Annotated in this window: 5 protein-coding genes; all 5 read right to left on the reverse strand. The window is 47.5% G+C overall.

Going from position 1 to position 8,872, the window contains the following annotated elements; all coding sequences use genetic code 11:
- Nucleotides 1–276: 276 nt before the first annotated feature.
- The gene (locus tag J4G02_17205; protein MCE2396289.1) at nucleotides 277–1,725 is read right to left on the reverse strand and encodes a tetratricopeptide repeat protein; all 1,449 of its coding nucleotides are present in this window, start codon (nucleotides 1,723–1,725) and stop codon (nucleotides 277–279) included.
- Nucleotides 1,726–1,896: 171 nt separating this feature from the next.
- Nucleotides 1,897–2,793, reverse strand: coding sequence for a hypothetical protein (locus J4G02_17210; protein ID MCE2396290.1), 897 nt, complete (start codon nucleotides 2,791–2,793; stop codon nucleotides 1,897–1,899).
- Nucleotides 2,793–3,497, reverse strand: a complete 705-nt coding sequence (locus J4G02_17215) for a MotA/TolQ/ExbB proton channel family protein (protein MCE2396291.1) — start codon at nucleotides 3,495–3,497, stop codon at nucleotides 2,793–2,795. The genes J4G02_17210 and J4G02_17215 overlap by 1 nt, the downstream gene beginning before the upstream one ends.
- Nucleotides 3,498–3,531: 34 nt before the next feature.
- Nucleotides 3,532–5,457 (reverse strand): TonB-dependent receptor, encoded by a 1,926-nt coding sequence (locus J4G02_17220; GenBank protein MCE2396292.1) that lies wholly within the window; start codon nucleotides 5,455–5,457, stop codon nucleotides 3,532–3,534.
- 15 nt (nucleotides 5,458–5,472) lie between these two features.
- Nucleotides 5,473–8,784, reverse strand: a complete 3,312-nt coding sequence (locus J4G02_17225; GenBank protein ID MCE2396293.1) for a tetratricopeptide repeat protein — start codon at nucleotides 8,782–8,784, stop codon at nucleotides 5,473–5,475.
- Nucleotides 8,785–8,872 lie beyond the last annotated feature (88 nt).

The following is an 8,872-nucleotide window of genomic DNA, read 5'->3' on the forward strand; positions in this document are numbered from 1 at the left end:
GAAAAAGGGAAGCTACACTATTGCCAATTTACGGTAGATTTCAGAATTAATTAGACACTGCAAATCGGCGAGGTTTCCAACTGCGCCGATGCGGTGCGGTTTTCACCCGCACCTACCGGGGAGTGAAAGTGTCTATTTATTTTTAGAATTTACCATAGTTATCACCCAATTCACAGTCCCGTTAGATCTAGAATCGAAATCAAAAAGTAGAAATAAAAAAAGCAGGGAATGGTCTTCCCTGCTTTTTTTATGATGCATTCGGCAATATATCGCGACCTACATACCACCCTGCTGCGCCTCTTCGGCTTGCTGTTTCTTAGCGTCCGGATTGTCGTTAGGATCTTTATCGGAGGTGCCGGCTTCCTGTTCGACATAGAACTTGAAGCCATCGCCATCCTGGTCCAGATCATACTGACGGACAATCTGCTCAGCCTCGCGGTAGTATTTGCCTTCTTTGTCTATACTCATGTAAGCCTTGAAGCTTTCGTAGGCTTTCTCAAACTCACGGACAGCGCGAAAACAAACGGCTTGCTGATACACCGCTTCATCCCGCCAAGTAGATTCGGGGGCTTTTGTTAGCATATCCTCAAAAGCAGCGATTGCACGCTGATACTGCCCGTCTTTTTGATACAGATCGCCAATCCGAAACAGTGCATCTGCAGCATGGAACTTTTTGTATGACAGATTTTCTGCCAATTTACGGTAAGCGGCAATTGCAGCCGGATAGTTTCTCATCTTTACCCAACCAGATCCGATGTTCTGGAAATTCTGGGCGATACGGTCTGCGTACCCCGCGACATACAAGTCACTTGGGAGTACCTTCCGTCCCGCTTGGATGTAGTCGAGCGCCTTCTGGTTTGTATACTTTTTAATGTCAGCCTGATCTTGAGCAATCTCTGTCAGGGTTGTTTCTGTCTCCTTCAGCAAGGTTTCTGCATCGGAGGCTTCGTAGGAATCTGGAAACTTTTCAATGACTTTGATATACGCGGGCCATCCGCCTATGTAGTCATAGAGTTCATAAAAATAGATATTGCCAACTTGGAACTGGGCTTGGGGTGCCAGTCGATGTTCAGGAAACTCTGTGACCACTCGTTCAAACTGCTTAATTGCCTCTTCAGAATTACCAAGTGTTTGGTAAGCCCGTGCTTCATCGTAAAGTGCACGTACGGCTTTATCTCTACTATCTTCTGCTTGTTGGTTGTACAGTTCTATGTCTTCGGGCGCAGTAGCTTCCTTCGCACGCATGGCTAAATCTTTGCTGAGGGGAGCGTGGTTTTGATAGGTACGCCTATTGTCTTTGATAACTTGACGATTTTTACGAATATCAGCAATACCACTCTTTGCGCGACCCCCTAGGAAGCCGGAAGGGGCGATGTCTACAATGGCTTGATAATGCTCTGTAGCTTTATCCCATTCAAAACGTTTTTTGTAGATTGCCGCTCCTTGGAAATGTGAATAGGTTGCATACTTTCCAGTTGGATCTTGTGCGATAATTTCGAGATACCCTGCAAGTGCGGTATCATACAGTTCTTTCCGTTTGGCGAGGTCTGCTTTTCTATTTTCCGGTGTATCCGCGCGAATGGTCATACCTTGAGCTTGCTCAAATTTACGGTCTGCATTTTGGACCTTTACACTTAACGGCATGACGTTTGCACAACCGGTAATCACCGCCGCTATCATTACAAGCGCGATACAATAGGAAAGGTTTACAAAACAGCGATTCATGGTTATTCCTCCTAACTGTACTATATTGGTGGATTAGCAGGATTCTCAAGAATCCTGTTTGAAGTTTTGCATCATTATAATCGTTTTACAAAAAATTGTCAACAATCATTTTGAATGTTCCGAGAAAGAGATCAATATCGTTGGAATAATCTGACAGTATACACGGGAATTTCAATAGCTCAGTTGTGTTGTGAAATTAATGAAGATCTCCCCGGACTGATCTATCTGCGGCACTGTCTTGGGCAAAGTATTGAATCGAATCCTTTCGACATATCGTTTGGCTTGTTCTTTGAGTCGAACCTCGCCTACTGTCGTTAGAAAACCGGGCTTCACTCGCACATCATACACCGTGCCATCCGGTTTCACCTTGAAGCTAATCTGGACGCCTCCACCTTGTTTACCTTGTGTCTGAATGGGCTTTCCCAAGCGATAGCCGCGTCCGCTGACTTCACCAGAAATTTCAAACTCGAAGCCAACACCATCAGTAACGTTACTTTGCCCGGTATGGGCCACGTTTCCTGTAGACACCTGCTTGGTCAAGCTGTGTCCGCGTTCCCCTTTATGTTTGAACCGATCCGTATCTCGAACGCCTCGACGCGCTGGGGCACTGTAGTGTCCTTCCTCATCAACCCGTGGTTTCTCTCGGACCCTTGCGTTCGTTGCCTCCAAATCGTCGAGCAGCGTCTGATTTCGTCCTTTTACAGAGGCTGCGCCTAACGCCAAACGGTTCGGATCTTGGTCGGTAGTCCGCGCTAGGGCTTGGGCGGGTAAGCCACCCGATGGGCCGCCAGGATTTAGGTAGCGTTGAACATTATGATCGGATTGGATTGGTGGCAATTCGGTGGGGATTTCAGGTTGGCGCGTCGGCAGAATAGCGATAGGAATTTCCTCTTCCATACGCTTCTGCTCCGGTTCATTTATCAGAATGTCTACAGTTATGGCGGTGTCTTCAACCTTAGGCACAGGTTTTGTATAGGCTGCCATAGCTAACACCAGAATCAGGACCAGATGTTCGACGATTGCAATCCCGAAAAAAGCGCTGAGTTTAACTTCACCTCGCGTGTTCATCAGTTTGCCTCCTCTTGGATCAAACGCTCAATATCTTCAAATCCGTCTCGAAATAGCTTGTGTTCTTCAGCGATAAGAAAGCGGACCAGAGACATACCGTGTCTTTCCAGTTCTGTTAAAAAGAGCTGCACCTTGCTGTTAAAATAGTAGTACGCAACATATGTTGGTAGCGCGATCATTAACCCAGCGGCTGTTGTGATTAAGGCTTGGGAGATCCCAGCAGCAATCTCACTCGACTGTCCCACCTGCCCTTCCACCTCATAAAGGTTGCCAAATGAGGCGATCATACCGAGAAATGTGCCGAGTAAGCCTATATATATTGCAACGGCAGATAACATTCCCAAAATATGGAGGTATCGCGTCAATTTCGGTTTTTCGCCATTGATGGATAAACGGAGGACCCGTTTAAGCGTTTCCTCATCGGCGTTTCTGTGTTCTATTCCGGCGCGAAGAATATTTGTCAAAGGACCCGGGCGCCTCTCACACATCTGGATTGCGATTTCAGGATTGCCCTGTACAAGTTCGTGATAGATGCTACGGGTCACAAACTGTGATGGGATGACTCGTTCACGACGCAGATGATAGATCCGTTCCATAATAATCGCGTGTGCACAGATTGAACAACCAATCAGGGGAATGAGAAGGATCCCACCCCCACTCAACTGCTCTAATCCTGAAATAATCATCTCGATCGGATTCGCCATGATAGGTCTGTTCTCCCAGCCTGCTGCAAAGCGGTCAAAATTTTAACTCAATCCCAAAATCAAAATTACGCTGCGAAAGTTCATACAACTCCAATAGACGATACTCTCCAATCGCAAACGCTCCACCGACAAAGACATCAAAGTTTCCAATTGTTTTGCTCAGTTTAGGTTGCAACAGAAGATAACTCTTCAATGGGTCACCGGGCGTCATATCGACATATCTAGGTCCCCGCAATTCGGCTTTAAGCGCGACATGGAACTCTGATGGGAGATGATACACCGCATCCATATCAATGCGATCCGCTGCCCTGTAAGGAATTCTTGGATCCGTGTTGGTCTCTGAAATCCCAGCCGTGTCGTGAAGCTCATGCGTGTACTGAAACCGCAGGTCAAGGCGGTCAACAATGCGAGCGGAGATAAGCAGCTGCCCGCCGTAGATTGACGCATCAATGTTTATTGGCTGCACACCAATATTTTCGAGATGTTCCTTCAGAGTCATCAGGATAACAAGGTCGTCTGTCTGCTTTGCGAAACCGGATAGATTCACTTCAAACTTTGCACCGCGATGATACTTTAAGGTTATTTTTCCATTCCAAGCCTTTTCTGGACGAAGGCGCGGGTTGAAGCTGATATAATCTGTGTCAAAGTAAAGTGTTGACAATCGGTGCCGGGCAATTGTCCGAGATCCTTCAAGTCGGATCAACCAATGTTTGTCAAGATGGGTTGTCAACGCAAGAGATGGGTACAGCGGTAAGTTTAGTTTATCCGCACCAGTTTCAACGTCAGTCTGTTCAGATGTGTCCGTCATGTTTAACTGCGAGTCCGTCTTATCTTCACCAGTTTCAATGTCAGCCTCTTGAGGTGTATCTGCCATGTTTAATTGCGGATCTGCCTCGCCCTCGCCAGTTTCAGCATCGGGCTGTTGAGGTGTGTCTACCATGTCGAACTGCGCGTCCGCTCTATCTTCGACCGTGTCGTCGTGTTCACGAAAACTAACCCCTTCTAAGCCGATACTCAAGACAAAGGGTCCAAATGGCGAGAACTCATCGCGGGCATACAGTCGAGCGATTATCTCTTCAGCATCTCCTGCGGAAAAATATTCCACGTTACCGCCGGCGTGAATTGGGTTCAGGAAGGGCCACGAAAGCGCCATATCAAAGTTAAGACGCAGATCCGCTACTTCATCCCGTGGCTCAGACCCATCGTGGTCAATACGGAGTAGCGTCGTATCGAGATTCAATGTTGACCACGTTGTTTCGGAAATCTGCTGTTGCCAATTCAGATCGGAGCGAAAAAGGCTCAAATCCTTCTGAGGGTTTGGATCTCCTTCCGTAGCTGGGAACCACTCCAAGGCTTTGAGATTTAGTCCAAAATCAAGGGAGATTTTGCTCAACTCCTGATACTCGTGACTTAATCCGCCGCGGATCCCGTCAAGATTATAATCTCCTCGCTCTTTGGTCCGTGCATTACCAAGTTGCTGCCGGTTCAGGTGGAGGAAACCGTATGTCTGCTTCGTGTGTCCCGCGAAAAGCACCTGATAGATTAATGATTCTGGTAAACTTGGATAAGCATTGAGGTGAAAACTATAGTTCTTCGGTGGTGGATCGGTGGGCTTAACAGCTTTTTGGGGCGTAGTAGTGGGCGGTAGATTCCAGAGACGTTCTTTGGGATATAGTGCGATGGCGTGAATTAGTTGGGGCACCAACGGGTCGCTAAAACGGCTGCGTGGCTCAAGCACGATTCGGGTGGTATCAATAATCTCTGCGATAACCTCGTCTGGAAGGTCCGATTCTAACTGTGTGTCCGATGATTCCTGTGTTTGGGCGGAAACTTGTGATAAACTGAGTAGAATGCAAAATGTAAAGCATAAAACATGGAAAGTATTAGATCGAACGTATTGCATAGAATGTTTTGCCCATCCTTCCATATGTTCATTCTGCTCTGTTTCTCTTTTGCTCATCCCTTTCATCCAAAATCACTTAAAAAGTTGTTGAAGTTGGTTCGTCGCATAATCGTATAGTGCATCCCATTTCTTCCGTTCCCCTGCATCCTGCACTTGTGGAACACTCGATTCATAAAACTCAATTGCATTTTCATACTCATCCTTCGCCTGATGGGTGTACGCTGCTTGGGCTAAGGTTTCACCGGCTTTGGCAAAGGCATCTGCGGCATAAACCGTCGCTTGGAATGCCCTATACGGATCATAATCCTTGTACAGGTAACGAATACGCAGATAGGTCGTGCCTGCATCTCTATCCTGCCCTATCTGTGAGTACGTTTCTGCCAAACGGAGCAGTCCATCAATTACAATGTCAACGGAGTATCGCTCCGTACCCCTTTCGCGAATTACATCATAAGCCTCGATGGCTTGCTGATATTCCTCTTGAGCACGATAGGTCTCCCCCAATGCCAACTGCGCCCACTGCGCTTGTTCCGAATCCGGGTAATCGTTTAGGAGACGATGGTATACTGCAACGGTTTGGTCCAATTCGCCCAACTCTTTGTAGCACTCACCAGCAACCAATAAGGCGCGCGGAACGTCAACGCTTTGCGGATATTTTTCAGGTACGGCAAGCAGCGCTTTCACAGCATTGCCAAGATTTCGACTCGGATTATTTTGATCGTACCAAGCGTAACCGATTTCATACGCTGCGGTGGCGGCGAAGTCACTCCGTGAGTCAACCCTTTCAAATGCCCCAATCGCTTGACGGTAGGATCCCAGCGCGATGTAGCATTTACCGATGTTGTACTGCGCTAACCACGCCGCTGGAGTTTCGGGATATTGGTTAATTGCATTCTGAAATTCGGCAATCGCTCGCTTATAGTCTTTTTGATCGTAGTAGTGGCGACCTATTTGGAGTTGAACATCTGAAGCGAGTTCACGGTTGGGATATTTCTGCGTCAGCGTTCGATACGCCTGTATTGCCTTCTCTTTTTGACCTAGATTTTCGTAAGCAGTTGCAATGCCATACTGTGCATCGTCCGCCCATTCACTTTTAGGGTGGTGTTGCAGAACCTTTTCGTAGGCGCCAATTGCTTCAGGATAATTCTGGAGGTTCAAAAAACTCTCCGCAATATAGTATTGTGCTTCTGGACGGAGATCGATGGCTTTTTCGGCACCCGCCTCGCGAATAGGGTTGGGATACTTGTTAACCACCCGTTGATATTCACGAATCGCTTGTGCGTACTTCCCTTGTTTGAAGTAGGCGTTGGCGATACCAAAAATCGCTCTTGGGACAAGCTGCGACCCAGGGTGTACCTTGAGCATTTCATTGAAAGCGGTGATTGCTTCGGGATATCTTTCTTGCTTATAAAACACCCATCCTGTCTGATACCGTGCGTTGTCGCCCCAATCGCTGCCGGGATAGTTAGAAAGAATTTGCTTAAAAGCCTGAATCCCGTCATCGTACTGTTTGAGATTGACGTAAGCGATACCGATATGGTATTGCGTTTTGTCTGCAAGCGCACCGTTCGGGTGGTTTGCAAGCCCTTCCTTCCAAGTTGATACCGCTGCCTGATAATGTTCTTGCTGTTTGGCACTGTCTTGTGAGAGTGTTGCCTCAGAGAAGTGGGTCCAGCCGATTCCATAGCGGCATTTTTCAGCCCATTCAGCACCGAGGGCGTCGGGGGCAATCTGTGATTGTTTCTCCAGCAAAGCTTGATATTTTTGACGCGCCGATTGATAGGCTTGCGGGGTTTGCTCACGCCAGTAAGTACTTTCTGCGATAAAGAATTCCGCCCGATAGCGCAGGCGGCTATTCGGAAAACGCTGAAGTAATTCCTCACAGGCTTGGAGGGTTGCCGAATAATCTTCTAGCTCAAACCGGGCACGCGCTTTCCAGAACAGTGCCTCATCAGTGGGGGCGGTTTCCAAGTGGGTGTCACGGTTTTCAGATAGGAAGCTATCAAGGGCTTGGGAACTTTCTTGATACGCTTGCTGGTTAAAATACGCGAGGCCGAGTTGATAAAGGACATAAGGTCGGAGCGGACTGGATGGTTGGACACTCAACAGCGCATTCAACACCTCGATGGTTTGCGAGTAATCTCGCAGTTCAAACGCACTGGTAGCCCTTCCGTACAGCGCATCGTCTGTGTACCCCGACTTTGCGCCCACTTTTTTATAGTGAAGGATAGCGGAATTAAACTCTCGTTGCAGCCGGAAACATTCGCCGAGGCGGAAACGGGCTGCATCGCTGAGTGCAGAACGTCGGTTCTCCGCAACCTTCTTGAATTCACTACCTGCTTTGGGGTAGTCGCCTTTTAGAAAATACGCCGTTGCAATCCCATATTGGGCATCATCGATAACTTCGCTTTGTGGGTAGAGGGTAACAACTTTTTGATATTCATGGATTGCTTCAGGATATTTCGCCTCTTCCAACAAGACTTCGGCAATCCAATATTGCGCTTCCGCGACAATAGGTGATGTTCCGTGTTCACGCAGTAAAAGTTCAAAAGTGTTCTTCGCGTCTCCCATCAATTTCTGCTGGAAATAACACTCGCCAAGTCTGAATCGAGCATCTATAGCCAATTGCCGGTGTTCTTCGTCTTGCTGGTAGGTGTCAATGACCTGCTGGTAAGCCTGTTGTGCCTTTACCCAATCGCCAAGGTTGAACAGAGATTCGGCTGCGCGGTAGGAGGCTTCTGGAATGGCATAGTGGGTGGGATATTTTTCGATAAAGTCCGTTAGGGCGTCGTGTGCCTCACCGTATTTTTTGAGTCTGTATAAACTCCAACCCTTCGCGTACTGGGCATCTGATGCTTCATCTGACAGGGGATATTTAGTGAGGACTTGGCCGTAATATTCGCCAGATTTCTGATAAAGTCCGAGGTTGTCATAGGACTCACCGATGAGATAAAGGCTGTGGGAGATGACGGGGAAATCGTCTGAGCTTTCGACAACTTTTTCGTAAGCCTTGATTGCCTCTTCATATCTACCTTGGCGAAACCAAGCCGTTGCCGTACCGCGAACAGCATCTAGACGCAATGGGCTGTCTGGGTAATCAATCTGGAGTTGTTTATAGTGCTGGATTGCCTCGTCATATTTCTCAAGATGCAGCGCACATTCGCCCATAAGGAAACGCGCGTCATCGGCATCTGCACTCTGTGGGTAGTCTTGGATAAATGCTTTAAGCTCATCTTTAGCAATGAAATAGGCACCCTCTTGGAAAAGTTTGTAGGCAAAAACGTATTCGTCACGCTCGCCTGCAAACGTGGGGTAAATCGTCCATGTAATAATTGCGATGATGACCAATATTTTGCAAAATAAGGGTGCTGCTTGACGTATCATCGTTGACCTTTCAGTGTTCAACTGGCTTCCGAGTGGCTATTATATCATTGCCTATCACTGTTTTCAAGCCTTTTTGGATACCGTGTTA

It is taken from the genome of Candidatus Poribacteria bacterium, assembly GCA_021295755.1.
In the GTDB taxonomy this organism is placed as follows: Bacteria; Poribacteria; WGA-4E; order WGA-4E; family PCPOR2b; genus PCPOR2b.

Excerpts from the sequence above, each read along its gene's own strand:
- J4G02_17205 (MCE2396289.1), bottom strand. The coding sequence starts at position 1,725 with ATGAATCGCTGTTTTGTAAACCTTTCCTATTGTATCGCGCTTGTAATG.
- J4G02_17210 (MCE2396290.1), bottom strand. The coding sequence starts at position 2,793 with ATGAACACGCGAGGTGAAGTTAAACTCAGCGCTTTTTTCGGGATTGCA.
- J4G02_17215 (MCE2396291.1), bottom strand. The coding sequence starts at position 3,497 with ATGGCGAATCCGATCGAGATGATTATTTCAGGATTAGAGCAGTTGAGT.
- J4G02_17220 (MCE2396292.1), bottom strand. The coding sequence starts at position 5,457 with ATGAGCAAAAGAGAAACAGAGCAGAATGAACATATGGAAGGATGGGCA.
- J4G02_17225 (MCE2396293.1), bottom strand. The coding sequence starts at position 8,784 with ATGATACGTCAAGCAGCACCCTTATTTTGCAAAATATTGGTCATCATC.